The following is a 26,983-nucleotide window of genomic DNA, read 5'->3' on the forward strand; positions in this document are numbered from 1 at the left end:
TTTGTTATAAGATTCGACTTGGTTTTGAACCGTCGAATCTTTTTTTATTTTATGTGAATCATTCGCTTGTATTCGTTTCTTCCATTTTGTATAATAGCAAGAGCGTAGGCTCTTAATGATTCAGCGTTTAAGCTTTATTTTTTTAATAAAACATTTACAATGAAGATATGTAGTTAGAATAATGTTTAAATTAATCCTACGATTCGGCAAACACTATAAACTAATATATATGCCTAACACTGATTAAAGGAATGAGGTGCTAGAAAGATGGAAATCGAACATATCAATGATGATACGATCCGTGTGAAAATAGAAAACAGGGACCTCGAAGAAAGAGGCATTACCTTTCTTGATTTGTTAGGAAACCAAAAACAAATCGAAAGTTTTTTTTACAGCATTCTTGAAGAAGTGGATATAGACGAAGAGTTTCAAGAATCCGATGCTGTTACTTTTCAAGTTATGCCAAATAATAATGGCTTAGAGCTCTTTATCAGTAAGGGTGCTCAATTTAAAGAAGAATTAAATGATGAGATGGATGATGATTCAGCAATGGATCCTGTGAGAATGTTGAATGAAAAGTTATCTCAAAATGTTAAACCAGATGGATTAGAAGAGTATTTAAAAGCTCAGGATGTTAAATCTCGAGAAGTGATTTTTGTGTTTCGAACTTTTGAACAGGTAATTATGATGGCTCAAGAGTTTTCTTTAGAAAGTGGAGCATCTACTTTATACAAATATAAAGATCAGTATTACTTGCACGTTGTATTTTTTGTAGAAGAAATGGTTATAAGAACGATGGAAGAAGAAATAGCCCACATTCTTGAGTTTGGTGAAAAAAGCAGAATTTCTTCAGAAGTATTAGATGAATATGCAGAAGTAATCATGGATAACAGTGCCTTGGAATTGATTAGACACTATTTTAAATAAGAATCTTTATGACCACAGAGCTTATAGTTCTGTGGTCTTTTTTGATTGTTTTTTATTTAATAAAACAGTATTAATAATAGAAAGGAATGGTGAAAATGATAATTGCACTGACGCAGACTAATGAATATATACAAGCTAGTGATAGTAAAGCACCGCTGCTTAAAGGTTTAAGATGTCCAGGCTGTGAGAAAAGAGTTTTTCTTAAGAAAGGTGAAAGTAAGATTCCACATTTTTCACATCATCCTAAAGAAGCTTGTAAGGTATTTTCGGAAGGAGAAACCAGAGAACATCTGGAAGGAAAACTAGCTATTTATAACTTTTTCAAGAAAAAGGGGTATATGGTAAAGTTAGAAGCATATTTAAAAAATTTAAATCAGAGACCAGATATACTCATAGAGAGTAAAAAAAAATTGTAATTGAATATCAGTGTAGCCCAATTCCAGTAGAAAAAGTGATTGAAAGAACAAATAATTATCAATCAAGTGGATATGAAGTATTTTGGATCTTAGGTAATAACCTAAAACCAGGTCCTAGTGTTACGAACTTACAGAAAAGTTTTATTCGAGTACATCCAGTACTTTCCTTTTATATAATGCACTATTCCACAAAGAATCGAAGTCTTCAGATATTAAGTCATATCAAGAGATCTTATGGTAAAAAGTGGCATTATAATTCGTTAACTGTAGAATTAAGTTATTTAATTGACTTAGTAGAAGGAAGCACAATGGAAAAACCGATTCCAGCTACAGATAAGCTGTTTTTTGATTTAAAAGAGATACACTTTAATTTAATGAGAGCCGCACATTATTCTGATCCTAAAATTCGTCAATTTTGTCAGGAATTATATTTAGACAATGAAACATTACTTAACATGCCAGTAGAACTTTATATACCGGTAGAGCATGAATGGCTTATAGAAACGTTAACTTTTCAATGGAAATATTATTTGCTAAAGTGGATAGAAAGTCATCGGATCGGTCAAGTAATTACCATAAAAAAACTTAATAGATTTATTGAACAGCTCACAATAGAAGAGAAGATTAGATGTTATAGAATGCCGTTAATTATTGAAAATAATAGCAAAATGATATTTTATGAATACATGGAGGTGTTAGCTCAACATCATATTATAAAATTGATTCGAAAAAACAAATGGAGTGTACGAAAACGAGCAGAACGTTTTAAGAGTGAAGCAGTGAAGCTAGAAACACTAAGAAAAAGCTCATCAATAAAGTCTTCAAATAATGAACAGTCAAAATATATTGTATATTCTAATGAATTTTAAATTGTGTTATCATTATTTTATAGTTTATATTAGGAGGGGCTTCAATGTCAGAAGTAAAATCTTTACCAAAACGTGAAGAAGTTTCAAAAGAATTAACATGGGATTTGACTGTAATTTTTAAGTCAGATGAAGAATGGGAGAATGCCATTAAAGAAGCTGAGGAAAAGGTTAGAAATGTTTCAAGCTTACAAGGAACACTAGCAAATGGAGCAGAGGATTTTTTAAAAGCACTTGAATCTATTCTTGATGTTTTTCGCTCATTTGGATCAGTATATGTATATTCTCACTTGAAAAATGATCAAGATACATCTAATGGTACTTATCAGGCAATGAATGACCGCGCTCGTTTACTAGCTACTAAAGCCGGAGAAGCAACTTCTTGGTTTGAACCAGAGCTATTGTCTTTATCAGAAGATAAATTAAAAGGATATTTCGAAGAAAAAGAAGAATTGACTGTTTACAAACATTATATTGATCAGCTAACTGCGAATCGAGAGCATGTCTTATCCGCAGAAATGGAAGCATTATTAGCTGGAGCCAATGATATTTTGACAGCTTCTAGCCAGACTTTTAGTGTGTTAAACAATGCGGACTTAACTTTTCCTAAAGTGAAAGGGGAACACGGAGAAGAAGTTCAGCTTTCTCATGGAATGTATGGTCAGTTATTAGAAAGCACAAATAGAGAAGTCAGATCAGAAGCGTTCCGAAAAATGTACGAAATCTATGAAGGATTAAAAAATACATTTGCCAGTACTTTATCTGCAAATGTGAAAAATCATAACTATCAAGCATCAGTACACAAGTTTAATTCCGCTCGAGAAAGAGCGCTCTCTGCTAATCATATTCCCGAATCTGTTCATGAAACACTGATTGATGTTGTTAATGAACATTTACCTTTACTGCATCGTTATATGGAATTGCGCAAAAAGCTCTTGAATGTTAATGAATTGCACATGTACGATTTATATACTCCGATAACAGGGGAAGCAAGTTTAAAATACACCTATGAAGAAGCAAAACAAGAAACGCTAAAAGGTCTTGCTCCACTTGGTTCTGAATATAAAAAAGTATTAGAGACAGCTTTTAACGATCGTTGGATCGATGTTGTGGAAAATAAAGGAAAGCGCAGTGGTGCATATTCATCAGGAGATTATGATACTAACCCGTATATCTTATTAAACTGGCATGATTCTCTTAATCACTTATATACCCTAGTACATGAACTTGGGCATAGTGCGCACAGTTATTTTACGCGTGGAAATCAACCGTTTGTTTATGGCGATTATTCAATATTCTTAGCAGAAATAGCTTCTACAACAAATGAAAATATTCTAACTGATTATTTACTGAAAACGACTGAAGATCCTAAAGCACGTGCTTATGTATTAAATCACTATCTTGACGGGTTTAAAGGAACGGTCTTCCGTCAAACTCAATTTGCAGAATTTGAACATTTCATGCATGAAGAAGCGGCAAAAGGAATACCTTTGACTGCAGATTATTTGAACAAAAATTATGCAGAAATCAACAGTAAGTATTATGGTGAAGCTGTAGAAAAAGATTCTGAGATTCAGTATGAATGGGCTCGAATTCCACATTTTTATTATAATTATTATGTTTATCAGTATTCTACAGGTTTTTGCGCTGCCACTGCTTTAGCAGATAATATTTTGAATGGAGAAGATGACACTCTGGAAAAATATTTAAATTATTTGAAAGCAGGAAGTAGTGATTTTCCAATTGAGGTAATGAAAAAAGCTGGTGTTGATATGACTAATAAAGACTATATTATGAAGGCTATGAAAGTTTTTGAAGAAAGATTGAACGAATTTGAAGATACTCTAAAAGATTTAAATCTCTAATTAAATACAAAAAGAAAAAGCCCTCTTGTGGGCTTTTTCTTTTTAATAATTAAACGGTCTGGAATTTATATTTATTTTTTATCTCTGACATCTCAGAAGTCAGTGAATTATTTGAACATAATCCATGTAATAATTGTTTAGATATAATAGAATCAATACGGTATCCATATTCTTCACCATTTCGAGTGAATAAAACACAAGCAGGTGTATCTTGTACAGACATTTCTTGAGCTAATTTCTGATCTTTAGTAAAAGCTGTTTTAACTAAATCAGAATTAAAATCTTCTTCAAACATTTCAATATCTAATTTAGCTGCTTGTGCACTTTTTAAGACTAATGATTTAGAAAAAGTATTGTTATTTTCGATAATGTTTTTCTGAAGAGTCATTAAAAATTTTCTTGCTTTCTTTTTGCCTTGCATAGAAGCAGCGGCAAAAGCTAAACTAGCATTAAAAGAGTCAGTGTACATCTTATTACGATTTTCAATTGAAGTTTGTACAGCCTTCTCATTTAAAAGTTGTTTTTTCACTGAATTAAAATTTAAAAGGGGTACAAAGCTGATTTTTACTCTTTCATCTCTTTCTTTAGAAAAAGCTTCTATAGTTTCTTCTGCATCAAAACTATTTGCCCCTAAAGGATTAATGAATAAAAAAATTTCTATAATATTATTTAATGCCATTCTATACTCACCTTACAATAATTTATTTTGTTAATTTGCTGTCTACAATACTTAATAGTTTGTCCAATTAGTAATATATAAATTTAGGATAACTTCTGTGATTCCTCTTTACATTTACTAGATTAACAAAGACGAGAAAATATTAATAATCATCTGCATAGATTTTGTCATAAAATTTATTGGTATGTGACAAATTCGTCACAATTGCATCCTTATTTTCAGACTTCAGTATCTTTTGAATGTATTGCATTAAAAGCACGCATAATTTTGTTTGGTGTTTTTCGCTTAGGGATTTCGTAGTTTTTCATTAAATCATCAATAAGCTGATTTCCTTCTTCTGCACTTGAACTTTCTACTTCTAATTCATAATCAACTTGGTTAGCGTAGTAATTTTTATCTAGTACAATAATACTATTATTATTTTTTTGTTCGATGCGTTCAGTTCTTAAATTTGCAAAAATTTTTAGAGGAATGTTAGTATCCAGACCATATGATCTTAAAATATCAGCGATACTATCTGAAGTATAATATGCATTGCTTTTTATAATTTGCTGAGCTTCTAATAAACTTATTGCTATATTTGTTTCAAGTAAGTGTTCTTTATGCGGAGATTTCAAAGTGATTTCAGCATGGGTGTTTTTTATTCTGATTCGTAAGGCCAATTTTTTCTTTTTTAAGTCAAAGTTTATTGTGTCAAAGTAGATATTTTCTTGAGAAAAAATATTTTGAGTTTTTAAATTTAAACCTTTAAATAAATCCATATATTCTTTTTCTGTTAATAAGTTTTTAAATTCAATTTCGATATTCTGATCCATAGCTATCCTCATTCCGGGGTCTCTATTACGGTTTTATCCATAAATATGGTACAATAGATTCGATAAGAATGAAAGAAGGAAATGAAAAGAAGGTAATATTAATGGATAGAGACTGGGAATTATTTTTACTTCCATATACTCAAACAGTGAATGAATTGAAAGTAAAACTTAAAGGGATTAGAACATCTTACCAACTTAGCAAACAACATGGACCGATTGAATTTGTGACAGGTCGTGTGAAACCTGTTAACAGTATCTTGTTGAAATCTAGAACTAGAAATATTTCTTTGGAAAAGTTGGAAACGGATATGGAGGATTTAGCAGGTATTCGCATCATGTGTCCGTTTGTAGAAGATATTTATGATGTGGTGGATCTTCTGAAAAATCGTCATGATTTTAAAGTGGTTCAAGAAAAAGACTATGTAACTCATAAAAAAGATAGTGGATACCGGTCTTATCACTTGATCTGTGAATACCCTGTACAATTGATTGATGAAGTAAAATATATTTTAGTTGAAATACAGATTAGAACTTTGGCAATGAATTTTTGGGCATCAATTGAACACTCATTGAATTATAAATATCAAGGTGAATTTCCGCATGAAATTAACTTAAGGCTTCAAAAAGCTGCGGAATCTGCATTTCAATTAGATGAAGAAATGTCGACTATAAGAGAAGAAATAAAGGAAGCACAGAGTAATTTCAGGTTTAAAGATGGTAAATCGTCAATTGAAAGAAATAAGTGGAAGGAATAGTATAGTGAGAGTAGCAATCGTATACAATTCAACTGGAGAATCAAATAAAGTATATAAGAAACTACGTGCAATGCTGGAAGAAAATCAGTTTGTTATTGATCAGAAAAATCCTACGATTGTCATTTCTGTTGGCGGAGATGGAACACTATTATCCGCTTTTCATCGCTACGCTCACATTTTAAATCATGTTCGTTTTATTGGAGTCCATACGGGGCACTTAGGTTTTTATACGGATTGGCGCGAATATAATATTGGTGAGTTGATTGAAAGCCTAAAGAAAGACAATGGAGAATTTGTACAGTATCCATTATTAGACGTTGAGATTTATTTCAAGAACAAAACAGCACCTGCGCATTTTCTTGCGCTTAATGAATCTACAATCAAGCGGGTTGATGGAACTTTAGTTTGTGATGTTTACATTAGAGATGAACAATTTGAGCGTTTTCGTGGTGATGGATTGTGTATCTCAACTCCTACTGGATCTACTGGCTATAATAAATCCATTGGTGGTGCAGTATTACATCCTCGGCTGGAAGCTCTTCAGTTGACGGAAATGGCTTCATTAAACAATCGTGTATTTCGTACTTTGAGCTCTCCCATGGTCATAGCACCTGATGAATGGATCAAAATTATTCCTATTGATACGGCAGATTTCGTTTTTACAATAGACCAAGTAGTGACTACTGAATCAGAAGTTGCTGAACTAAGATTTAAAATCGCTGATGAGCGAATTCGGTTTGCCCGTTACCAGCATACTCATTTCTGGAATCGTGTAGAAGATGCATTTTTGGGAGCGAGAAAAAGAAATGATCATTGAATGGAAATACAAAGAAACTGAACCAAGAACATTAAAAGCCTTTTTAAAAGAAAAGAAAGTATCGAAAAAAATGCTTGCGAAAGTAAAATTCAGCGGTGGTCAGCTGCAAGTAAATGGCGAAGAGGTGAGGGTAAGACATACTCTGAATGCTGGAGATACTATTCGAATGTCCATACCGATAGAGCCTGCTAATCCTCATTTGAAACCATCTGAAAAATCTTTAGATATTTTGTTTGAGGATGAATATTACCTAATTGTAAATAAACCAGCCGGAGTAGCATCCGTTCCTTCTTCAACACATCGAGAAGATACAATGGCTAATAGAATCAGGGGATATATTGAAAAAAAACAATACATGCATAAAACCGTGCATGTGGTAACTAGACTTGATAGAGACACTTCAGGGGCAATGATTTTTGCTAAGAATGCACTTGCTCATTCAATGATTGACCAAAATATGAGAAAGCAAGAAGTTGAAAAGCTTTATCAAGCGATCATTTCTGATGTGATGACTGAAAATCATAGTTTTATTGAGGCGCCCATAGGACGGACAACGGATTCAATTATTACACGAAAAGTGAGAATAGATGGAAAACCTTCGTTAACAGAATACTGGGTAGAAGAAAGGTTTAACAATGCTACGTTAGTCAAAGTGAAGTTACACACTGGTCGAACCCATCAGATCAGAGTGCATTTTTCTCATATTGACTGCCCTTTATTAGGAGATGATTTGTACGGAGAAAAGAGTGGATATTTCTATAGACAGGCACTTCATTGTAGTGAATTAACATTCAAACATCCGTTCACTGAACAGTTGCTACAGGTATATGCACCACTTCCAAATGATTTAAATGAACTGATCGAAGCACTGCGAGGTAAATAAATGGTTAGAAAGAAAAAATTAACTAAAAAACAAAAACAACAACGCATACAGCTTGTTTTCACAACACTACTATTAGGTGTTGCTTTTTTAATGGGGCTGTTTTTCGGAGATGATTCTTACAATATCGATTACTTTTCACGTAAATTTGAAAATATGAGAACCGATGTAGCTTCTGTTTTTTCAAATTTGGGTAGTCAAACAACTGGTAAAGTACAAGATATTGAAGGAACAATCCATTTTTTTGATGTGGGCCAGGGCTCCTCTACCTTAATGCAAGCTAACGATGGAACGAACATCTTGATAGATACAGGTAGATATGATGATCCTGATAAAAAAATTATCAAGTATCTGGATCAGTATATAGGTACTGGCGGAACAATCGATCTTTTGATTTTTACACATAACGATGCAGATCACATAGGTAATGGGGATTTAGTTCTTGATTATTATAAAGTAAATGAAGTTTGGATGAATGGTGTTGACCATACTACGAAGATTTATGAAGATGTATTAGATGCTATAGAAGAATCAGATACACTTTATCATGAACCGAAAGCGAATGAAGAAAAAATTGTTGGCCCTTTTAAAGTTGAAGTTTTCAGCCCATTCAAAACAGCTGAAACAGATGACCAGAATGAAGAATCTATCGTCACAAGAACAACATTAGACGGTGTCAGAACTACAATAACAGGAGATGTTTCTTCTAATGTTGAGAATCGATTAATTAAACAGTACTATGATTTGAAAACGGATATTCTTTTAATCGGACATCATGGATCTCATGATAGTACTAGTAATGAATGGCTGGATGCTACAAATCCGCGAGTTGGAGTCATACAAGCGGGGGCAGATAATACTTACGGTCACCCACATGAAGAGACCTTGGAGCGTATAGAGCAAAACGACATTCCTCTTTATAATACGATTAATAATGGAACAATTACTGTAAAGTTGAATGGATCTGACAAGTTGGATATAGAAGTAGAAAAAAATGAGTGAATGTTTAACTATCTATTATCTAGAAGGTTCTAAATATGTAATCAGACAAGGTGGTAGCTATGAAAGTAGTTTTTGAATCTTTAGAAAATAATCTGGCTAAATTGGTCCCTGATAGTAAAAGTGATGAAATCATTGTTAGAAAAGAAATGTTACCTAAAGGCTGTAAAATTGGGGATGTTTTAGAGATAGAACAATCTGATAAAGATGCCGAAGTATCTGTGAAAATACTACGATCAGAGACAAAAAAAAGATTCCAGGCTAACAAGGAAAAAAGACAAAGATTGCTAAAAAGAAAACACTGAACAATTATTCATTGAACAGTGTTTGATAAGTACAATACTTTTTTTGCTTAAATTTTCTTAACCATTCTGTGATGAGGAATACCAGCGTCCATAAAACCTTCACCTTCTACAGAAAATCCGGATTTTTCATAGAAAGGAATAGCTTGATCTTGAGAGTCTAATATCATAATTTCTGCATCTTTGGAGCGAATATACTGTTCTAATTCTTCCATCAGTTTTTTTCCAGAACCAGTTTTTCTTGCATCTCTAATAACGGCTACTCTCTGAATTTTGAATATATGAGGTGCTTTTTCGTAAATTCTAGCTGTAGCAGATGGAACTGAATTGATATAGCCTACGAGATGAAATGTTTGGTCTTCAAGGTCATCAATTTCTAGTTCCGGTTCTATATGCTGTTCTTTTACAAATACCTCTTTTCTAATGTGTATAGCATCTTTGTATACCTCACTTGATATATCTTCGGTCCATAAAAATTCCATAAATTATTCTCCCCCTGTCTAGATTTTTATAATTTTATCATTAAATTTGTATTTTCGTCAATTAATCGTGATAACTGCCTCTTTAATTTAAGTAGTAGCTGTCATATAATAGGATGTAGTCAATAAATGGTAGAGGAGAAATGTAAGTGATAAATTGGCAAAATTCAAAAATAATGTTCTGGACTGTATGGTTTTTAGCAGTAGCATTGTTAATATTCATTCTTCAACAGATAGATTTCATTTTAAATCCTCTATTAGCTATCTTAACTTCATTATTTATGCCTTTATTGATAGCGGGCTTTCTATTTTATTTATTAAACCCTATTGTTAAATTACTTGAAAAAATAAGAGTGAAAAGAATATATGGAGTATCTCTAGTAATGGTATTGCTTGTGGGGATAGTTGTTCTCACAATTCTAAGAGGTATTCCAATGTTAGTAGAGCAGACAAGTCTGCTTATTTCTGGTATACCTCAATTTATTAACGAACTTGATTTTTATTTTCGGAAACTGTCAGAAGAGTCATGGATGGAACAAGTCGATTTTGATGCAATTCTTTTTAATATAGATACGTGGTTACGTAATTTGGGCACTGGATTTTTAGATGGTATGGTAACGAGTGTAGGTGGTGTAATCCAAAGCTTAACTCAATTTTTATTTTTATTTATCACGGTACCTGTTATTTTATTTTATATGCTATATGATGGCCATAGATTCCCTAGTTATATTGAAAAAATCAGCCCTGAACATTTTAAAAAGAATGCCAAGGAGTTAGCGCTTCAAATCAATGAAACGATAGCCAGCTATATTAGTGGAAAAGGAATGGCTTCATTACTTGTTGGAATTATTCTTTTTGTCATGTATACTATAGCTGATTTTCCGTCTGCATTTTTACTCTCTGTGTTTGCTGCAATTACTAATTTCATCCCATACGTGGGTCCATTTTTAGGAGCAGCACCTGCAATTGTAGTTGGGTTGATTGACTCTCCTGCAAAAGCAGTATTAGCAGCAGTCTTTGTATTGATTGTACAACAATTAGATGGTAATTTATTCACTCCATTTTTAGTAGGAAAATCACTTTCGATACATCCTCTTACAGTTATATTGATATTATTGGCATCAGCAGATATTGCCGGATTACTCGGAATGTTAATTGGGGTTCCTGTATTTGCAATTATTAAAACGATTGTTGTTTACGTTATAAAAATCAAAAAAGAAAAGAAAATTACGTTATCTTAGCTGAAAACCTGTGATACGAGCAAGAGAACTGTTTGATTAGAAGGAAATAATTATAAATAAAGGAAGTTATTATGACAAACGAAACAAAAGAAAACAAACAATTGAAAAAAGAAGTAGAGTCAAGAAGAACATTTGCTATTATTTCACATCCGGATGCTGGTAAAACGACAATAACTGAACAATTGCTTTTATTCGGTGGAGCAATCAGGCAAGCCGGTACTGTAAAAGCTAAAAAGTCAGGTAAATTTGCAAAGTCAGACTGGATGGAAATTGAGAAGCAAAGAGGGATTTCCGTTACCAGTTCCGTAATGCAGTTTGATTATGATGGAAAAAGAATCAACATATTAGATACACCCGGACATGAGGATTTTTCTGAGGACACATACCGTACCTTAATGGCAGTAGATGCTGCTGTTATGGTAGTAGATAGCGCAAAAGGGATTGAAGAACAAACTAAAAAATTATTTAAAGTTTGTCGTATGCGTGGGATACCAATCTTCACATTTATGAATAAGTTAGATCGAGACGGAAGAGAACCATTAGAATTAGTAGAAGAACTTGAAGAAGTTCTTGAAATTGATGCATACCCAATGAACTGGCCGATCGGATCAGGGAAAAATTTCCTGGGATTATATGATTTGTATCATAACCGCATTGAAATGTTTCGCCCTGATGAATCAAATCATGGAGAACGTTTTATACCTTTAAATGAAGAGGGCTCAATTGAAGGAGAGCATCAACTAAAACAAGAAAGTCTGTACGACCAAGTATTAGAAGAAGCAATGCTATTGAAAGAAGCGGGAAATGATTTTTCTGAGAAAGCAATATTGGATGGTGAATTGACACCTGTATTTTTTGGATCTGCATTGACTAACTTTGGCGTTCAGACTTTTCTGGAGACATTTTTACAGTTTGCTCCAGCACCGACTGAACATATTGATATAGACGGTAGAAAGGTTTCACCTAATAAAGAAGAGTTTTCTGGCTTTGTCTTTAAAATTCAAGCAAATATGGACCCAAAACATCGTGATCGTATTGCGTTTGTACGAATTTGTTCTGGAGACTTTGAAAGAGGAATTGATGTTACTCTAACTAGGACAGATAAAAAAATGAAATTGTCAAATTCCACACAATTTATGGCTGAGAATAGAGAATCTGTTAAAGGGGCCGTAGCAGGAGATATCATCGGGTTATATGATACTGGCAACTTCCAGATTGGAGATACAATCTACGAAGGAAAGCAGGCGATTGAATTTGAAAGCTTGCCACAATTTACACCAGAATTATTTATTAAAGTAGAACCGAAAAATGTTATGAAGCAAAAATCTTTCCATAAAGGAATTAATCAATTAGTTCAAGAAGGTGCTATTCAGCTATACAAAACCTACCATACTGAAACGTACATCATTGGCGCGGTAGGACAATTGCAATTTGAAGTTTTCCAGCATCGTATGCTGAATGAATATAATTCAGAAGTTGTCATGACCTCAATAGGCAGTCGAATTGCTCGCTGGATTAATCCGGAACAATTGGACGAAAATATGGGATCAAGTCGTAACATGCTGGTTAGAGACAGATTTGATAGACCTTTATTCTTGTTTGAAAATCAATTTGCAGAGCGCTGGTTCAGCGATAAATATCCAGATGTTGAATTAACATCACTTCTATAAAAAGTTACAATATATTTATTATGTTTATGTAAAAAACACATGGAGCTCATTAACCAAGTAATTGGTCAGTAAGTCTCATGTGCTTTTTTATTTGTCCATTATAAGGGATTTACTTTTATTCTTCTGAAGAACTTTGATTCTTATCTATTGGATTGTCGTATTTATCTTCAGCAACTGATTCTTGAGATGCAGCCACTTTTTCAATAACTATGGCATCATCATCATTTACTGTTGCCTTGATATTACTTGCGCCCGGATGGTTCAAGTAGTACTCCGCAACTTTATCTTCGATTTGTTCTTCGATTACTCTACGAAGTGGACGGGCTCCCATTTTAGGATCATATCCTAAATCTACTAGTTTTTCTTTAGCTTTATCATCGACTGTTACTGTTATATTATGTTGTTTCAATGCATCATTGATTTCTTCTAACATTAACGAAACGATTTCCATAAGATGTTCTTTTGATAAAGAATGGAATTCCACAATACCATCTAGACGATTCAAGAATTCTGGTTTAAAGAATTCACCAAGGTTATTGAGTAGTGAATGTTGTTTTCCACTTAATTGTGCTCCAAATCCTACGCTTGATTCAACGTTTGTTGTTCCGGCATTACTTGTCATGATAATAATTGTTTCTTTGAAATTAACTGTACGACCTTGTGCATCAGTTAATCTTCCATCATCCAAAATCTGTAAGAACATGTGCAGTACATCAGGATGGGCTTTTTCCACTTCATCAACTAAAATCAAGCTGTATGGATTGCGGCGGATTTTTTCAGTTAATTGCCCAGCTTCATCATATCCAACGTAACCTGGAGGAGAGCCTATTAGTTTAGAAGTACTGTGTTTTTCCATATATTCACTCATATCCAAGCGGACGTATGAGTCTTTACTACCGAATAATTCAAGCGCTAAAGTTTTAGCTAATTCAGTTTTACCAACACCTGTAGGACCTACGAAAAGAAAAGAGCCGATTGGACGATTTTTCTGTCTTAGGCCAATACGATTTCTACGAATCGCCTTAGCTACTTTTTCAACAGCATCATCTTGTCCAATTACATGATTACGCAGAGACTGATCTAAGTCTCGTAATTGTTCTTGTTCTTTTTCTTTTAATTCTCCAACAGGAATACCTGTTTTTTGCTCGATGATATGAACCATATCTTTTTCTGAGATTTCAGGTAAATCTGAATCGGGTGTTTGCTGATCCAGCATTTCTTTATGCTTAGTTACTTGATCACGGTAAAATGCTGCTTTTTCATAATCTTCTTGTTGTAATGCTGCTTGTTTTTGCTTTTCAGCTTCATCTATTTTTTGTTTGATTACTGCTGGGTCTACTGTACGGATGGTCAAATTTTTCTTAGATCCAGCTTCATCGAGTAAATCAATCGCTTTATCGGGTAAGAAACGATCTTGAATATAACGATGAGATAATTCCACTGCACTTTGTATTGCTTTATCAGTGTAGTGAACATGGTGATAATCTTCATATTGTTTTTGAATCCCTTTTAATATTGTAATGGTTTCTTCTGGAGTCGGCTCATTGACTCTAACTGGCTGCAAACGTCTTTCGAGTGCAGGATCTTTTTCGATCTTTCTGTATTCATTCAAAGTCGTAGCGCCAACCATTTGCAGTTCCCCACGTGCAAGAGCAGGTTTTAAAATATTTCCAGCATCCATACTGCTACCTTCAGCAGTGCCGGCGCCCACTAATTCATGAACTTCATCAATAAACAGAATAATAGAATCATTTTCACGCAATTCTTTTATCAATTGCTGCATGCGTTCCTCGAATTGTCCTCTTATACCTGTTCCTTGAACGAGAGAAGCAACATCTAAGCGAATTACTTCTTTATTCAATAATTTTTGTGGAACTTCATCATTTACAATTTTAAGAGCCAAACCTTCTACGATAGCAGTTTTACCAACACCTGCTTCTCCAGTTAAAACAGGGTTGTTTTTTGTACGACGATTTAAGATTTCGATAACTCTTTCTATTTCTTTATCTCGGCCAATGACAGGGTCAATTTTCCCTTCTTTAGCCATTTGTGTTAGATCTACACCATATTCTCCAAGCAAGCCGCCTCTTCCTGAAGCGTTGTTGCGAGGTGGCTGTTGACCATTTCCTCGGAATGCCTGGTTTGGTGGAGTCTGCTGATTAGGATTTTGAGTGTTGCCTTGAGAGATTGCTCTAAAGAGATCATCAAAGTTTCCAAAACCAAATGGGTCTTGAGCATTTCCTTGATTCATTCTACCTTGCTCCTCTTGTTGTCTGATTTCTCTATAACATTTCTGACATAAGTCAATTTCACGATTTCTCCCATTGATACTTGTGGTTAAATGAATAGTTGCATTGCGTTGCATACATCTTTGACATATCATGCTGCTGCACAACCTTTCTTTTAGTTCTATTATCTAGTTTTATTATACTAGTCTATCTGCAAAAGGTCAGTTGAAAACAACTATTTTAAACAATATTTTACAAAGAAACATCTACATAAAGTTGTTTTGACCAAATTTGACCTATTGCTAATTCTTATTATACTCTGACCTATTTTGCCTTTCAAGTGATAAATACCTCGAAATAGTAAAAAATAGTTGTAGGGTTATCAGAAAAATGGTAATCTGTATAGGAAGAAAGGTGAATAATGACTTATTATGCCGTTTTTCTAGTTTTATCTAACTATAAGACGGATGTTCTATTCACTATTTTCAAAAACTATTATATTTGTAAAGGGGAAACTAACAATGGAAAAACGTAGCTATAATGTAACAGCAGAAACTGGTATTCACGCACGTCCAGCAACATTACTTGTACAAACTGCAAGCAAATACAACTCAGATATTACTTTAGAATATAAAGGTAAATCTGTTAACTTGAAATCAATCATGGGTGTTATGTCACTTGGAGTTGGTCAAGGTGCAGACGTTACAATTTCTGCTGAAGGTGCAGATGAAACAGAAGCAATTGAAGGAATCGAACAAACAATTAAAAATGAGGGAATGGCTGAATAATGGCATCACAAGTATCTGGTATTGCTGCAAGTGATGGTATTGCTCAAGCTAAAGCTTATTTATTAGTAGAACCTGATTTATCATTTGACAAAAAGACGATTTCAGATGTGGAATCTGAAGTTAATCGTTTACAGGCTGCTATCGATACAGCTAAAGAAGAGCTTGCTAACATTCGATCTATTGCAGCAGAGTCACTTGGAGAAGAAGAAGCACAAGTATTCGATGCACATGCAATGGTGCTTTCTGATCCGGATTTGATTGATCAAACAAACACAGTAATCAAAGATGAAAAAGTAAATGCTGAAGCAGCTTTGCAACAAACATCTGATAATTTTATTACAATGTTTGAAGCGATGGAAGATAATCCTTATATGCAAGAAAGAGCAGCAGATATACGGGATGTACGTAAACGTGTTATGTCTCATTTGCTAAACGTAAAACTTCCAACTCCTGCTACAATTGATGAAGAAGTCATCATTATTGCAGAAGATTTGACGCCAAGTGATACTGCTCAACTAAATAAACAATATGTAAAGGCTTTTGTGACTAACGTTGGTGGACGTACTTCTCACTCTGCTATCATGGCTCGTTCATTAGAAATTCCTGCAATCGTAGGAACGAATAATATTACAGAAATGGTTGCAGAAGGAGACTTTTTGGTAGTAGATGGTATGGAAGGTGATGTTTTCATCAATCCTTCAGAAACTACTATTGAAACATACAACAAAAAAGCAACTGAATTTGCAGAATTAAAACTTGAGTGGGACCGCTTGAAAGATGAGAAGAGTGTTACTAAAGATGGGAAACACGTTGAACTGGCTGCTAATATCGGAACTCCTAAAGACTTAACGGGAGTAATTGATAATGGTGGAGAAGCAATCGGATTGTACCGTACAGAATTCTTATATATGGATTCTAAAGAATTACCTACTGAAGATGAACAATACACTGCTTATAAAGCAGTTTTAGAAGGTATGGATGGGAAACCTGTTGTGGTTCGTACGATGGATATTGGCGGCGACAAAGAACTTCCTTATTTAGAATTGCCTAAAGAAATGAATCCATTTTTAGGATATCGTGCAATTCGAGTTAGTTTGGATCAAGACGAGATTTTCCGTACTCAGATTCGCGCATTATTGCGTGCTTCAGTGCATGGAACTTTGAGAATCATGTTCCCAATGATTGCAACTCTTCCTGAATTTAGAGATGCTAAAGCAATCTTAGAAGAAGAAAAAGCTAACTTAGCTAAGGATGGCATAAAAGTTGCAGAGGATATTCAGGTAGGTATCATGATCGAAATTCCAGCTGCAGCTGTATTGGCTGATCAATTTGCTAAAGAAGTTGATTTCTTCAGCATTGGAACAAATGATTTAATTCAATATACTATGGCAGCTGATCGCATGAATGAACGCGTTTCTTACTTGTATCAACCTTATAATCCTTCTATTTTACGTTTGGTCAAAAACGTAATAGATGCAGCACATAAAGAAGGTAAATGGGCAGGTATGTGTGGAGAAATGGCTGGAGATCAAATTGCAGTTCCTCTACTAGTCGGTCTAGGTCTTGATGAGTTCTCTATGAGTGCAACAAGTATTCTTAAAACTCGTAGTTTACTAACTGACCTTGATACTGCTGAAATGAAAGAATTAAGTGATAAAGCACTTAACGAATGCACGACAGCGGAAGAAGTCGTTAAATTAGTAGAAGAATATACTTCTAAATAATAATTTACACTTTAAGAGAGTTGACTCTCTTAAAGTGTTTTTTTTTTAAAGAATAGTGAATCTGCTTTATACATAAAAGATTAAAGTGATATAATAATTAGAATAAAGTAAAAGAGGAGAGTTAAAATGAAAAAAATCGGGTTTATCGGAACAGGAGTCATGGGTGCATCAATTGTAAAACATCTATTATCTGCAGGATATGAAGTCAATTTGTACAATAGAACGAAAAGTAAAACAGATGAATTAGTAGAGCTTGGAGCTATATGGAAAGATACACCAAAAGATATTGCTCAGACGAGTGAACTGATTTTTACAATGGTCGGATTTCCAGAGGACGTAGAAGAAGTATATTACAGTGATAATGGGATTTTTAGTGGGGTACAATCGGGTTCAATCTTGATTGATCTTACAACGAGTCAGCCATCATTAGCCGAAAAAATATATAAAACGGCTAAAGAAAAAGGTGTCTCTGCTTTGGATGCTCCTGTATCAGGTGGAGACCTAGGAGCAAAAAATGGAACTGTAACCACAATGGTGGGTGGAGATGAAGAAGCTTTTGAAATAGTGAAACCTGTATTTATGACGTTTTCAGGGACGCTGGAATTGCAAGGCCCTGCCGGTAGCGGACAGCATACAAAAATGGCGAACCAGATTATGATTGCTGGAACAATGACAGGTTTGACTGAATTATTAGTCTATGCAAAAGCAGCAGGATTAAACTTGGAAAAAGTTCTCAAAACTGTTGGTGGTGGAAGTGCAGCCAATTGGTCTCTACAAAATTACGGCCCAAGAATCTTGAAAGAAGATTATTCAGCAGGATTTTTTGTGAAGCATTTTATCAAAGATCTGGGAATTGCGTTAGATGAAGCGAATAAGCTTGGATTGAACCTTCCTTCAACTCAGAACGCGAAGAAGCTGTATGACCAGTTAAAAGATAATGGTAATGGTGATGATGGTACTCAGGCTTTAATTAAACTTTGGTGGGAAAAGTAATTTTAGGTAGACAAAAAAAGCCAATCGACTACAACGTCGATTGGCTTTTAATCTAAATTTCTGGTGCATTTTCTTTCATGTAAGCTACTAAGCGTTCCATAGCTTCTTTAATCTCTGCCATACTGGATGCATAACTCAACCTTACATATCCTTCACCGGCTTTACCAAAAGCGACACCAGGTACAAATCCGATTTTTGCTTTTTTGGCTAAATCTAGACAAAACTTAAAGCTGTCTTGGATATATCCTTCTGGAATTTTTGCAAAAATGTAAAATGCTCCATTAGGTTTAGCAATCTTAAATCCTAAGTCGCTCATGACCTCATAAATCAAATCACGACGTTTCTGGTATTCGAGGCGCATTGGAACAGCGTCATCCATTCCATTTTTCAAAGCTTCAATCCCAGCAAACTGGGTAATACTTGAAGCACTTGTCACAAGGTTTTGATGTACTTTTTTTATTTGATCTGTAATAGTTTTTGGTGCTAAAGTAAATCCTAAACGCCATCCCGTCATAGCGTGTGATTTTGACAGCCCATTGATGACGATTGTCTGATCAAAGAGATACTCTCCTAAAGAAATATGCGATCCTTCATAAACTAGTTCACTGTAAATCTCATCACTGATTGCGAAGATGTTAGGATATTTTTTCAAGGTATCAGCAATAGCTTTAACTTCTTCTCTATTCCAAGTGACACCTGTTGGATTAGTAGGATAATTCAAGATGATTGCCTTAACTTTATCCCCATGTTTATCCATTGCGGATTGAATCATTTCAGGTGATAAAATAAAATCATTTTCAGTTGTATCAATATATATAGGAACTCCACGTCCTAACAACACTAAAGGTTCGTATAGTGAAAAGAAGGGAGACGGAATCAGAACTTTATCCCCTGGGTTCAAGATACCGAGTAAAGTTGTTGCCAATGCTTCGGTAGCACCAACTGTTGATAAAATTTCAGTCTCTGGATCATAAGAAACATTATATTTAACTTGTATGAAATTGGCTAACGCTTCTCGCAATCTAATATCGCCTGCCATGCCTGTATAAAAGGAAAAATTGTTATTGATCGCTTCGATTCCAGCATCTTTAACGTGCTGCGGTGTCGGAAAATCTGGCTGGCCTAATGTTAAACGAATCATTCCTTCAATTGGAGCTACCTGTTCGTCAAACTGTCGAATTAGAGAAATTTCAATTTCTTGTGTTTGTGCATTGAATAGTTTATGTAGTTCAGTTGTGTCCATAATAAATCCTCCCCTAATCATATTAGGAACCATTTTATCATATTATGAAAATAAAAGTAGTATTTGCTGTACATTTTTTCATTAAAGTTTTCACTGATAAAAAGAACTAGCCCTGTTACTGTAATTTTTCTTAAAATCTGGTAAAATAAGAAAGTGAAAGTTAGAAGAGAAGCAGGAAGGGGAATACCAGATGAAACCATCCCAACTTATACCAATTATAAGAAGATTAGATGCGATGAGAGAAGATGAAAGTGATGAAGTCCAAGTCAGAAGATTTGAAAAGGACGGTAAAGAACAATGTATTGTGCGTTATGATAAGTCATCCCGTATGTACGAATTAGAAGATCGTACAAGTGGACAAACTTATGAATTTGATAACATTGACTATGTCGCTGTGGAGATCTTGGAACTTGTTCAACCAGCAAGTTCGACTGAAGACTAAAGTCATGCACATAGGAAGTGCTTATGAGTACTTCCTATTTTTATGAAATTTTATAATAAGGATTGTAGTATAGAGCTTCTCTTAAAAAATGATTCACTATATAAATCGATTGGCCTAAAGCCTTATGCAGGTCAAAAGAATAAAGAAAAGGAAGAAGAGGATGCTAAATAGTTTTAAACCTACATGGATGGTTAATTCCATCTATCAAATCACTCCTGAGCAATTAAAGCGTAACAACATCAAAACTGTATTGACAGATCTAGATAATACATTGATAGCTTGGAATAACCCTGTGGCAACTGAAGAAACCTTAGAATGGATTGAACTGATGAAAGCAAGTGGAATTAATGTTGTCATCATTTCAAATAATAAAGCTAAAAGAGTCAGTAAGGTAGCAACTATTTTAGAGCTTGAATTTATTCCTAATGCCATGAAACCTTTACAGAAAGGTTTTAGACAAGCACAAGAAAAATTTGATCTATCAAAAGACGAATTATTGATGGTGGGAGATCAGATTGTCACGGATATCAAAGGAGCTAATCATGCTGGTATTAAAAGTGTACTTGTTAAACCAATACTGGATTCAGATGCTTGGAACACTCGATTCAATCGGATGATTGAACTCAAAATTATGAATTATTTGATTAAAAAAAATCCTGATATGAAATGGAGGGATTCACTACATGAGCCAGTTGAAAGATGAATCAGAATTGATATGTATAGGGTGCGGAGCAACACTGCAATCAAGCGATGATACTAAAGCAGGTTTTTTACCATTTTCTGTTTTGAAAAATGCAGATGAAAGTGAAGACTTATATTGTAAAAGATGTTTTCGTTTAAGACATTATAATGAAGTTCAAGATGTGGAGTTAACGGATGATGATTTCCTCAACATGTTGCATGAAATTAGCAATAAGCAGGCACTAGTCGTAAATATAGTAGATATATTTGACTTTAATGGTAGTTTTATTTCGAGTATCCAACGATTTGCAGGTAAAAACCCCGTAATTTTAGTTGGAAATAAAATAGATTTATTACCCAAATCACTTAAAGAAGGTAAAATGAGACAGTGGCTGACTGAAAGAGCACACGAAGCAAGAGTACATCCTAAGGAAGTATTTCTAACAAGCGCGATGCGTTCTGATTCAGTAGAAGCACTGATGAATTTGATCGAAAAAGAAAGAAAAGGTCAAGATGTTTATGTAGTAGGGACAACGAATGTTGGGAAATCAACATTAATCAATCAAATTATAAAACTTGCAACAAATGCGGAAGATATTATTACAACTTCTTATTTTCCTGGAACAACTCTTGGAAAGATAGAGATTCCTTTGGATGATGAACGAGTACTTGTTGATACACCAGGTATCATTCAGTCTTCTCAGATCGCTCATTATCTAACTCCGAAAGAATTAAAGCAAGTAACTCCAAGAAAAGAAATCAAGCCTAAAGTTTATCAGCTTAATGTAGAACAAACACTTTTCTTAGGTGGATTAGCTAGGTTTGATTATATTAGAGGTAATGGGAAACAATCGTTTGTCTGCTATCTTTCCAATGAATTAAATATTCATCGGACTAAACTGGAAAAAGCCGATGAGCTCTATGCTAAACAAAGAGGAGAGCTTCTGACACCTCCTTATAAAGATAATTTAGAAACATTTCCTGAGCTTAAACGATTTGAATTTAATGTGAAAGAACCTTCAGATTTGGTTTTTTCAGGTTTAGGCTGGATTTCAATCGAAGACGCTGGAACTACGGTTGCTGGCTGGGCACCTAGAGGGGCAGATATTTCCTTAAGAAAGTCTTTGATATAGTAGATTTTAAAAAATATGAATATAAAGGAAGCTTTTTAATGCAATTAACCGGAAAACAAAAAAGATATTTAAGAGCGCAAGCAAATGATATGTCTCCCTTATTTCAAATTGGGAAAAATGGTTTGACAACTGAAATGGTTAATGAGTTCGTGGAAGCATTGGAGAAACGTGAATTAATGAAAGTACAATTACTTCAAAATACAGATGTTGAACCTAAAGAGGCGAAAATATTTATTGAAGAGAATTCTAATATCAATGTGGTACAGATTATCGGTAAGGTAATTGTGCTTTTTAAACCTTCAACAAAAGAAAAATATCAAATTTATTCAACAAAGTTACCCCATTCGAGTAACTGAAATATAACATGAAATATATAAGAAACAAATCGATTAAGGTAGGCGAAAAAAGTTGGTAAAAAAAACGTCCGCAATAATTGAACCAGAAGTCAAGGTAGAAAACATTCATATAGAGGAAAGAAAAAAAATAGGTATCTTGGGAGGTACTTTCAATCCTCCTCATTTGGGACACTTGATTATTGCAGATCAAGTGCGGGATCAGCTAGGATTAGAAAAAATTCTTTTTCTGCCCTCTGCAATTCCCCCACATGCTGAAGGAAAAACAACCATCGATGCAAAGCACCGGATCAAAATGGTTGAAAAAGCAATTGAACTAGAACCAGAGTTTGAACTAGATTTTACCGAAATTAATCGTGGAGGAAAAAGCTTCACCTTTGATACGATCAAAGCATTGACTGAGCAAAATCCTGATATTGAATATTATTTTATTATTGGAGCAGATATGGTTGAAGATTTACCATCTTGGCATAGAATTGAAGAGCTAGTCCATTTAGTGCAAATAGTCGCTGTCAATCGTCCTGATTATTCAGTGGAGACAGCTTTTCCGCTGATTTTTATTGATGTCCCCAATATTGAGATTAGTTCAAGTACAATTAGACAAAAAATTGCAGATCAATGTTCAGTAAAATTCTTACTTCCTGACAATGTCCTTGAGTATATAGAATCAGAAGGGTTGTATCATGATGAAATCTGAAAATATAACTTATTCACAACAATATATTAATTGCTCTAGAAAAGAACTTTTAGAAGCAGTTAGCCAAGTAATGAGTCCTAAGAGATTTATTCATGTAAAAGGGGTAGAACAAGCTGCTCTTGAACTAGCAGAGCAATATGGTGCGGATAGAGAAAAAGTGAGTATAGCTGCTTTGTTACATGATTATGCAAAAGAACAATTAGACGAAGAAATGCGCGATATTATTATCAGCGAAAATATGGATCTTGAGTTGCTTCAGTATGGAAATAATATCTGGCATGGGCCAGTCGGAGCTATTCTGATCCGTAATCGTTTTGAAGTAACGGATACTGAGATTTTAGATGCTGTTCGTCATCATACGGTTGGTGCTCCCCATATGGGACTGATCGAGCAAATCATTTATATAGCGGATTATATTGAACCGAATCGAGACTTTAAGGGAATAACAGAAGCAAGAACATTAGCAAAAAGCAGCTTAAAAGAGGCGATTGCTTTTGCAACGCTCAAGACATTGAAATATTTACTAGAAAAAAATGTTAAAATCTATCCGCGAGCAATTGAAACATATAATGCATGGGTAGTGCAGAAGTAGGAGGAAGTTTATGACAAAAACAGCAGAACAAATTTTAGAAGTTGTAATAAAAGCAGCAGACGATAAACAGGCTGAAGAAATTATGGCCTTAGATATGAAAGGTGTATCATTATTAGCAGATTATTTTGTAGTGACTCATGGCAATAACGAAAGACAAATTGATGCAATAACAAATGCTATAAAAGATGCAGCTGAAAAAAATAATATAGAGATTAGAAAAATAGAAGGTAAAGAAGGCGGAAAATGGATTCTGATTGATTTAGGAGAAGTTATCGTCCACTTATTCAATGAGGAAGAAAGAGAATTTTATCAGTTAGAACGTTTATGGACAGATGCAGACTATGTAGATGTATCTAAATGGGTCGAACAGTGAAATATAATTGGTTTGCAAAAGTATATGATGAATTAATGGACGACTCACTATATCCAAAGTGGGCAGAGTATACTAGTCAGTATCTGACTAAAGAAAATCATATTCTCGAACTTGGATGTGGTACTGGAATATTAGCTTTGCAATTAACTAAAGCTGGATTTGATATAACTGCCCTGGATCTTTCTTCAGATATGTTGAGTCTTGCCTATGACCGCCAATTGGAAGCGGGGGTAAGATTTCCTCTAGTTGAAATGGATATGCGGAATTTATCTGAACTGGAAAATTTTGATGGTGTCATTTGCTATAGTGATGCCTTGTGTTATATTGAAACAGAGGAAGAAAAGGGAGAAATATTTTCTGAGGTTTATGAAAAATTGAATCAAGATGGTGTGTTTTTATTTGATGTACATTCTACTTATCAGGTAAAAGAATTTGACCAGTTTTCTTATCATGATGAAGTTGAGGGTATTGTTTTTCTATGGGATAGTTACACAGGAGATAAAGAATATTCTGTTGAACACCAGTTGACATTTTTTGTTGAAAAAGAAAATGGGCATTATGAAAGATTTGAAGAAATACACAAAGAATGGACACATTCACTTGATAAGTATATAGAGTTACTAAAAAAGGCAGGATTCAAAAAAATAGAAGTCTCTGCTGACTTTGGACAAAAAGTCAACGATGAAAGCAGACGCTGGTTTTTTGCTGCTAAAAAGTGAGGAAGTAATTATGAAAGCGTGCGGAATAATAGCGGAATACAATCCTTTTCATAATGGTCACTTATATCAGCTCGAAGAAGCTAAAAAAAGAACGGGTGCGGAAGTGATAATCGTTGTAATGAGCGGTAATTTTCTACAACGTGGAGAACCTGCGATAGTCGATAAATGGAAAAGAGCCAAAATGGCACTGGCGGGTGGAGCGGATCTGATATTAGAGTTGCCAGTATCATATAGTGTACAGCCAGCAGATTTATTTGCTAAAGGAGCCATAGAAATTCTAGCAGGTCTTGGATGTGCCTCATTAAGTTTTGGAGCTGAATCTGGCAATGGAGAGACATTTAAAAAAGCTGCAAAACTGCTGATTGAATACTCAGAAGACATTGATGACCAGTTTAAAAAACAAAATGAAAAAGGAAAACCATATGCCGTAAGAATGGAACAAGCTATTGCTGCTGTTATTCCTTCTTTCCCAATTAACTTATCAAAGCCAAATAATCAGCTAGGTCTAGCATATGCAAAGGAAAATTATTATCATGGTGATAGATTTCATTTTGAAGTAATTGGAAGAAAACAGGCAGAGTATCATGACGTGAATTTGTCAGAAAACACAACAATTGCAAGCGCCACAGCTATAAGGAAGCAATTGCTTAATCCTTTAAATGTTCAAAATTCTTCTCAAGCATTTATGCCTGCAACTAGTTTGGAATTATTAAATCAAAGCCAGTTAATTAATTGGAATAATTATTGGCGTTTACTGAAATATCAGATTCTTTCTTCTTCATTGAAAGAGCTGCAGCAAATCTATCAAATGGAAGAAGGGCTTGAATATCGCTTGAAAAAAGCTGTTCAAAGTGCTGATTCATTTGAGAGGTTTATACAGACTGTAAAAAACAAAAGAATGACACGGACTCGTTTACAACGCTTATGTGTGTATGTATTGTTGCAGATCAAGCATAGTGATTTAGCTGCTTTAAACCAAATGCCTACTTCACGAATATTAGGGTTTAGTCCATTGGGACAACAATATTTGAGTGAAGTAAAAAAATCTTCTAGTGTCAATTTGTTGACAAAGATCAATAAATTGACAAAAGATAATTGGTCCTTAGATATAAAAGCTGGAGAAGTCTATCAACTAGCTTTAGATAATGTCAAATTAAAACAGGATTTCAATCGAAAGCCTTTAAATATTATTGACATTACAACTGGTGACTAGTATAATTATTTTTGTTGCCTTAAAGTCGAAAGGGACTTTATTTTTAATATCACAATTTTTTGAGTGATTATTGGCTGCTCAATTTAAAGAAGTTGTTTGATATAGATAAAACCATTTATAATAAGACTAAGAGGTGATAACATATGAAAATCAAATGGGCTTTGAACGAATTAAAGAAACTTAACGGAGATCCTCTTCCATTATCTGGTCAAGTAGACTTAACGAAGTCATTAAAAGATAGGAATACTTCTATTATCGATGCAGAACCGTTACTTATGGATGGGATTTTAGTTGTTGAAAACACAGATGAATTTTTAGTTGACTTAAACTTGTCAATTAGTTTGACTCTTCCGTCTGCGCGTTCTCTTGAGCCAGTAAAAGTTGATTTACGTATTCCATTTTCTGAGACATATCTTGCTGCTGGAACAGTAGTTGATGCTGAAAAGTACGGAAATGATGAAATCGTTGTTGAACTCGAATCAGATACGTTGGACTTGCATAAACCACTTGAAGATGCTGTTTTAGCAGCAATTCCTACTCAAGTTTTCACGAATGAAGAACTTGAAAACGGGGATATGCCTCGTGGTAGCGACTGGAAAGTCGTATCAGAAGATGCATATGGTACTGGAGTGAGAGAACGTTTGTCAGAAGAAGAAGATCCTAGATTTGCAGCATTAAAAGGATTTTTTTCTGAAGAAAATGAATAATATTATACAAGGATTATATCATAAACAAGTTTTAGATAATCAGTTATTTGATTAATAATGATCATTATCTAAGAACCCTTTAAGGAGGTGTGTTGGAACATGGCAGTACCTAAAAGAAGAACATCTACAGCTAGAAAAGCTAAACGTCGTACTCACATCAAATTGGATCTTCCAAATATGAGTGATTGTCCTAAATGTGGAGAAGTAAAACGTAACCACCACGTATGTCCATCTTGTGGATTTTACGCTGGGAAAGACGTTTCAAAATAAAAAAGTTATACTAAAAAACCTCTATTTTAAATAATAGAGGTTTTTTAGTATAATAGGGTAATAGTCATACGTATAAATACCTTGACTGTAAATTAAGTCCAAGTATTTGTAAAACA

29 protein-coding genes and 1 pseudogene are annotated in these 26,983 nt (G+C 34.3%); 25 read left to right on the top strand and 5 right to left on the bottom strand.

Features of this window, described 5'->3' with window-relative positions; all coding sequences use genetic code 11:
- Positions 1 to 267: 267 nt before the first annotated feature.
- The 4 genes and pseudogenes from BKP56_RS07615 (at position 268) to pepF (ending at position 4,074) form a co-directional block, all read left to right on the top strand.
- Positions 268 to 927 carry an adaptor protein MecA gene (locus tag BKP56_RS07615; protein ID WP_072694508.1) on the top strand — a complete coding sequence of 220 codons (660 nt, stop codon included), beginning with the start codon at positions 268 to 270 and terminating at the stop codon, positions 925 to 927.
- Positions 928 to 1,022: 95 nt separating this feature from the next.
- Positions 1,023 to 1,552, top strand: a pseudogene (locus tag BKP56_RS14240) (competence protein CoiA); the annotation flags it as partial.
- A 99-nt stretch (positions 1,553 to 1,651) separates the two neighbouring features.
- Positions 1,652 to 2,212: a hypothetical protein gene (locus BKP56_RS14245; protein ID WP_442914831.1), complete on the top strand. Its 561-nt coding sequence runs from the start codon at positions 1,652 to 1,654 to the stop codon at positions 2,210 to 2,212.
- Positions 2,213 to 2,256: 44 nt separating this feature from the next.
- Positions 2,257 to 4,074, top strand: coding sequence for an oligoendopeptidase F (gene pepF, locus BKP56_RS07630; protein ID WP_072694511.1), 1,818 nt, complete (start codon positions 2,257 to 2,259; stop codon positions 4,072 to 4,074).
- Positions 4,075 to 4,123: 49 nt separating this feature from the next.
- Here the strand turns inward: pepF and BKP56_RS07635 are convergent, their stop codons facing one another.
- Positions 4,124 to 4,753: a DsbA family protein gene (locus BKP56_RS07635; protein WP_072694512.1), complete on the bottom strand. Its 630-nt coding sequence runs from the start codon at positions 4,751 to 4,753 to the stop codon at positions 4,124 to 4,126.
- Positions 4,754 to 4,971: 218 nt separating this feature from the next.
- Positions 4,972 to 5,568: a CYTH domain-containing protein gene (locus BKP56_RS07640; protein WP_072694513.1), complete on the bottom strand. Its 597-nt coding sequence runs from the start codon at positions 5,566 to 5,568 to the stop codon at positions 4,972 to 4,974.
- 101 nt (positions 5,569 to 5,669) lie between these two features.
- Between BKP56_RS07640 and BKP56_RS07645 the strand changes: the two genes are divergently transcribed.
- From BKP56_RS07645 to BKP56_RS07665, 5 genes are read left to right on the top strand one after another with little or no spacing between them, the layout of a single operon-like run.
- The gene (locus tag BKP56_RS07645) at positions 5,670 to 6,323 is read left to right on the top strand and encodes a GTP pyrophosphokinase (protein WP_072694514.1); all 654 of its coding nucleotides are present in this window, start codon (positions 5,670 to 5,672) and stop codon (positions 6,321 to 6,323) included.
- Between the two features lie 4 nt (positions 6,324 to 6,327).
- On the top strand, positions 6,328 to 7,140 hold the full coding sequence (locus BKP56_RS07650; RefSeq protein ID WP_072696076.1) for an NAD kinase: 813 nt from the start codon (positions 6,328 to 6,330) through the stop codon (positions 7,138 to 7,140).
- Positions 7,103 to 8,023 (top strand): RluA family pseudouridine synthase, encoded by a 921-nt coding sequence (locus tag BKP56_RS07655; protein WP_232226861.1) that lies wholly within the window; start codon positions 7,103 to 7,105, stop codon positions 8,021 to 8,023. The genes BKP56_RS07650 and BKP56_RS07655 overlap by 38 nt, the downstream gene beginning before the upstream one ends.
- The gene (locus BKP56_RS07660; protein WP_072694516.1) at positions 8,024 to 9,022 is read left to right on the top strand and encodes a ComEC/Rec2 family competence protein; all 999 of its coding nucleotides are present in this window, start codon (positions 8,024 to 8,026) and stop codon (positions 9,020 to 9,022) included.
- A gap of 59 nt (positions 9,023 to 9,081) precedes the next feature.
- Positions 9,082 to 9,324: a DUF3006 family protein gene (locus BKP56_RS07665; RefSeq protein ID WP_072694517.1), complete on the top strand. Its 243-nt coding sequence runs from the start codon at positions 9,082 to 9,084 to the stop codon at positions 9,322 to 9,324.
- Between the two features lie 47 nt (positions 9,325 to 9,371).
- On the opposite strand, the gene BKP56_RS07670 is transcribed toward BKP56_RS07665, so the two are convergent.
- Positions 9,372 to 9,803, bottom strand: a complete 432-nt coding sequence (locus BKP56_RS07670) for a GNAT family N-acetyltransferase (protein ID WP_072694518.1) — start codon at positions 9,801 to 9,803, stop codon at positions 9,372 to 9,374.
- Between the two features lie 146 nt (positions 9,804 to 9,949).
- Between BKP56_RS07670 and BKP56_RS07675 the strand changes: the two genes are divergently transcribed.
- Together BKP56_RS07675 and BKP56_RS07680 are read left to right on the top strand one after the other, a co-directional pair.
- The gene (locus BKP56_RS07675; RefSeq protein WP_083540514.1) at positions 9,950 to 11,041 is read left to right on the top strand and encodes an AI-2E family transporter; all 1,092 of its coding nucleotides are present in this window, start codon (positions 9,950 to 9,952) and stop codon (positions 11,039 to 11,041) included.
- A 71-nt stretch (positions 11,042 to 11,112) separates the two neighbouring features.
- A complete protein-coding gene (locus tag BKP56_RS07680; RefSeq protein ID WP_072694519.1) occupies positions 11,113 to 12,711 on the top strand; it encodes a peptide chain release factor 3 in 1,599 nt (532 codons plus the stop codon).
- 115 nt (positions 12,712 to 12,826) lie between these two features.
- Here the strand turns inward: BKP56_RS07680 and BKP56_RS07685 are convergent, their stop codons facing one another.
- The gene (locus BKP56_RS07685; protein WP_072694520.1) at positions 12,827 to 15,094 is read right to left on the bottom strand and encodes an ATP-dependent Clp protease ATP-binding subunit; all 2,268 of its coding nucleotides are present in this window, start codon (positions 15,092 to 15,094) and stop codon (positions 12,827 to 12,829) included.
- Positions 15,095 to 15,460: 366 nt separating this feature from the next.
- Here BKP56_RS07685 and BKP56_RS07690 point away from each other — a divergent pair, with 366 nt between their 5' ends.
- From BKP56_RS07690 to BKP56_RS07700, 3 genes are all read left to right on the top strand, one after another.
- Complete coding sequence (locus BKP56_RS07690; RefSeq protein WP_072694521.1) at positions 15,461 to 15,727, top strand: phosphocarrier protein HPr; 267 nt, start codon at positions 15,461 to 15,463, stop codon at positions 15,725 to 15,727.
- Positions 15,727 to 17,451 (top strand): phosphoenolpyruvate--protein phosphotransferase, encoded by a 1,725-nt coding sequence (gene ptsP, locus BKP56_RS07695; protein WP_072694522.1) that lies wholly within the window; start codon positions 15,727 to 15,729, stop codon positions 17,449 to 17,451. Before BKP56_RS07690 ends, ptsP begins: the two co-directional genes overlap by 1 nt.
- A 126-nt stretch (positions 17,452 to 17,577) precedes the next feature.
- Positions 17,578 to 18,444 (top strand): NAD(P)-dependent oxidoreductase, encoded by an 867-nt coding sequence (locus tag BKP56_RS07700; protein WP_072694523.1) that lies wholly within the window; start codon positions 17,578 to 17,580, stop codon positions 18,442 to 18,444.
- Between the two features lie 52 nt (positions 18,445 to 18,496).
- Here the strand turns inward: BKP56_RS07700 and BKP56_RS07705 are convergent, their stop codons facing one another.
- Positions 18,497 to 19,687, bottom strand: coding sequence for a pyridoxal phosphate-dependent aminotransferase (locus BKP56_RS07705; RefSeq protein WP_072694524.1), 1,191 nt, complete (start codon positions 19,685 to 19,687; stop codon positions 18,497 to 18,499).
- 190 nt (positions 19,688 to 19,877) lie between these two features.
- On the opposite strand from BKP56_RS07705, the gene BKP56_RS07710 reads away from it, so the two are divergent.
- The 11 genes from BKP56_RS07710 (at position 19,878) to rpmF (ending at position 26,867) form a co-directional block, all read left to right on the top strand.
- Positions 19,878 to 20,129, top strand: a complete 252-nt coding sequence (locus BKP56_RS07710; protein ID WP_072694525.1) for a YkuJ family protein — start codon at positions 19,878 to 19,880, stop codon at positions 20,127 to 20,129.
- Positions 20,130 to 20,289: 160 nt separating this feature from the next.
- A complete protein-coding gene (locus BKP56_RS07715; RefSeq protein WP_072694526.1) occupies positions 20,290 to 20,832 on the top strand; it encodes a YqeG family HAD IIIA-type phosphatase in 543 nt (180 codons plus the stop codon).
- Entirely contained in the window at positions 20,813 to 21,943 is a 1,131-nt protein-coding gene (gene yqeH, locus BKP56_RS07720) for a ribosome biogenesis GTPase YqeH (protein WP_072694527.1), read from the top strand. The genes BKP56_RS07715 and yqeH overlap by 20 nt, the downstream gene beginning before the upstream one ends.
- 38 nt (positions 21,944 to 21,981) lie before the next feature.
- Positions 21,982 to 22,299 (top strand): ribosome assembly RNA-binding protein YhbY, encoded by a 318-nt coding sequence (gene yhbY / locus BKP56_RS07725; RefSeq protein WP_072694528.1) that lies wholly within the window; start codon positions 21,982 to 21,984, stop codon positions 22,297 to 22,299.
- 52 nt (positions 22,300 to 22,351) lie between these two features.
- Positions 22,352 to 22,993: a nicotinate-nucleotide adenylyltransferase gene (locus BKP56_RS07730; RefSeq protein ID WP_072694529.1), complete on the top strand. Its 642-nt coding sequence runs from the start codon at positions 22,352 to 22,354 to the stop codon at positions 22,991 to 22,993.
- Positions 22,983 to 23,585, top strand: a complete 603-nt coding sequence (yqeK, locus tag BKP56_RS07735; RefSeq protein WP_072696080.1) for a bis(5'-nucleosyl)-tetraphosphatase (symmetrical) YqeK — start codon at positions 22,983 to 22,985, stop codon at positions 23,583 to 23,585. Before BKP56_RS07730 ends, yqeK begins: the two co-directional genes overlap by 11 nt.
- A 10-nt stretch (positions 23,586 to 23,595) precedes the next feature.
- A complete protein-coding gene (rsfS, locus tag BKP56_RS07740; protein ID WP_072694530.1) occupies positions 23,596 to 23,958 on the top strand; it encodes a ribosome silencing factor in 363 nt (120 codons plus the stop codon).
- Entirely contained in the window at positions 23,943 to 24,677 is a 735-nt protein-coding gene (locus tag BKP56_RS07745; protein ID WP_072694531.1) for a class I SAM-dependent DNA methyltransferase, read from the top strand. Before rsfS ends, BKP56_RS07745 begins: the two co-directional genes overlap by 16 nt.
- The gene (locus BKP56_RS07750; protein ID WP_232226862.1) at positions 24,622 to 25,890 is read left to right on the top strand and encodes a nucleotidyltransferase; all 1,269 of its coding nucleotides are present in this window, start codon (positions 24,622 to 24,624) and stop codon (positions 25,888 to 25,890) included. Before BKP56_RS07745 ends, BKP56_RS07750 begins: the two co-directional genes overlap by 56 nt.
- A gap of 143 nt (positions 25,891 to 26,033) precedes the next feature.
- Positions 26,034 to 26,597: a DUF177 domain-containing protein gene (locus BKP56_RS07755; RefSeq protein ID WP_083540515.1), complete on the top strand. Its 564-nt coding sequence runs from the start codon at positions 26,034 to 26,036 to the stop codon at positions 26,595 to 26,597.
- 99 nt (positions 26,598 to 26,696) lie between these two features.
- Positions 26,697 to 26,867, top strand: coding sequence for a 50S ribosomal protein L32 (gene rpmF / locus BKP56_RS07760; protein WP_072694533.1), 171 nt, complete (start codon positions 26,697 to 26,699; stop codon positions 26,865 to 26,867).
- Positions 26,868 to 26,983: the final 116 nt, after the last annotated feature.

Origin of the sequence: Marinilactibacillus sp. 15R (assembly GCF_001895285.1) — a bacterium.
In the GTDB taxonomy this organism is placed as follows: domain Bacteria; phylum Bacillota; class Bacilli; order Lactobacillales; family Carnobacteriaceae_A; genus Marinilactibacillus; species Marinilactibacillus piezotolerans.

Coding starts and splice junctions, on each gene's coding strand:
- BKP56_RS07615 (WP_072694508.1), top strand. CDS start 268: ATGGAAATCGAACATATCAATGATGATACGATCCGTGTGAAAATAGAA.
- BKP56_RS14245 (WP_442914831.1), top strand. CDS start 1,652: ATGGAAAAACCGATTCCAGCTACAGATAAGCTGTTTTTTGATTTAAAA.
- pepF (WP_072694511.1), top strand. CDS start 2,257: ATGTCAGAAGTAAAATCTTTACCAAAACGTGAAGAAGTTTCAAAAGAA.
- BKP56_RS07635 (WP_072694512.1), bottom strand. CDS start 4,753: ATGGCATTAAATAATATTATAGAAATTTTTTTATTCATTAATCCTTTA.
- BKP56_RS07640 (WP_072694513.1), bottom strand. CDS start 5,568: ATGGATCAGAATATCGAAATTGAATTTAAAAACTTATTAACAGAAAAA.
- BKP56_RS07645 (WP_072694514.1), top strand. CDS start 5,670: ATGGATAGAGACTGGGAATTATTTTTACTTCCATATACTCAAACAGTG.
- BKP56_RS07655 (WP_232226861.1), top strand. CDS start 7,103: ATGCATTTTTGGGAGCGAGAAAAAGAAATGATCATTGAATGGAAATAC.
- BKP56_RS07660 (WP_072694516.1), top strand. CDS start 8,024: ATGGTTAGAAAGAAAAAATTAACTAAAAAACAAAAACAACAACGCATA.
- BKP56_RS07665 (WP_072694517.1), top strand. CDS start 9,082: ATGAAAGTAGTTTTTGAATCTTTAGAAAATAATCTGGCTAAATTGGTC.
- BKP56_RS07670 (WP_072694518.1), bottom strand. CDS start 9,803: ATGGAATTTTTATGGACCGAAGATATATCAAGTGAGGTATACAAAGAT.
- BKP56_RS07680 (WP_072694519.1), top strand. CDS start 11,113: ATGACAAACGAAACAAAAGAAAACAAACAATTGAAAAAAGAAGTAGAG.
- BKP56_RS07685 (WP_072694520.1), bottom strand. CDS start 15,094: ATGATATGTCAAAGATGTATGCAACGCAATGCAACTATTCATTTAACC.
- BKP56_RS07690 (WP_072694521.1), top strand. CDS start 15,461: ATGGAAAAACGTAGCTATAATGTAACAGCAGAAACTGGTATTCACGCA.
- ptsP (WP_072694522.1), top strand. CDS start 15,727: ATGGCATCACAAGTATCTGGTATTGCTGCAAGTGATGGTATTGCTCAA.
- BKP56_RS07700 (WP_072694523.1), top strand. CDS start 17,578: ATGAAAAAAATCGGGTTTATCGGAACAGGAGTCATGGGTGCATCAATT.
- BKP56_RS07705 (WP_072694524.1), bottom strand. CDS start 19,687: ATGGACACAACTGAACTACATAAACTATTCAATGCACAAACACAAGAA.
- BKP56_RS07710 (WP_072694525.1), top strand. CDS start 19,878: ATGAAACCATCCCAACTTATACCAATTATAAGAAGATTAGATGCGATG.
- BKP56_RS07715 (WP_072694526.1), top strand. CDS start 20,290: ATGCTAAATAGTTTTAAACCTACATGGATGGTTAATTCCATCTATCAA.
- yqeH (WP_072694527.1), top strand. CDS start 20,813: ATGAGCCAGTTGAAAGATGAATCAGAATTGATATGTATAGGGTGCGGA.
- yhbY (WP_072694528.1), top strand. CDS start 21,982: ATGCAATTAACCGGAAAACAAAAAAGATATTTAAGAGCGCAAGCAAAT.
- yqeK (WP_072696080.1), top strand. CDS start 22,983: ATGAAATCTGAAAATATAACTTATTCACAACAATATATTAATTGCTCT.
- rsfS (WP_072694530.1), top strand. CDS start 23,596: ATGACAAAAACAGCAGAACAAATTTTAGAAGTTGTAATAAAAGCAGCA.
- BKP56_RS07745 (WP_072694531.1), top strand. CDS start 23,943: ATGGGTCGAACAGTGAAATATAATTGGTTTGCAAAAGTATATGATGAA.
- BKP56_RS07755 (WP_083540515.1), top strand. CDS start 26,034: ATGAAAATCAAATGGGCTTTGAACGAATTAAAGAAACTTAACGGAGAT.
- rpmF (WP_072694533.1), top strand. CDS start 26,697: ATGGCAGTACCTAAAAGAAGAACATCTACAGCTAGAAAAGCTAAACGT.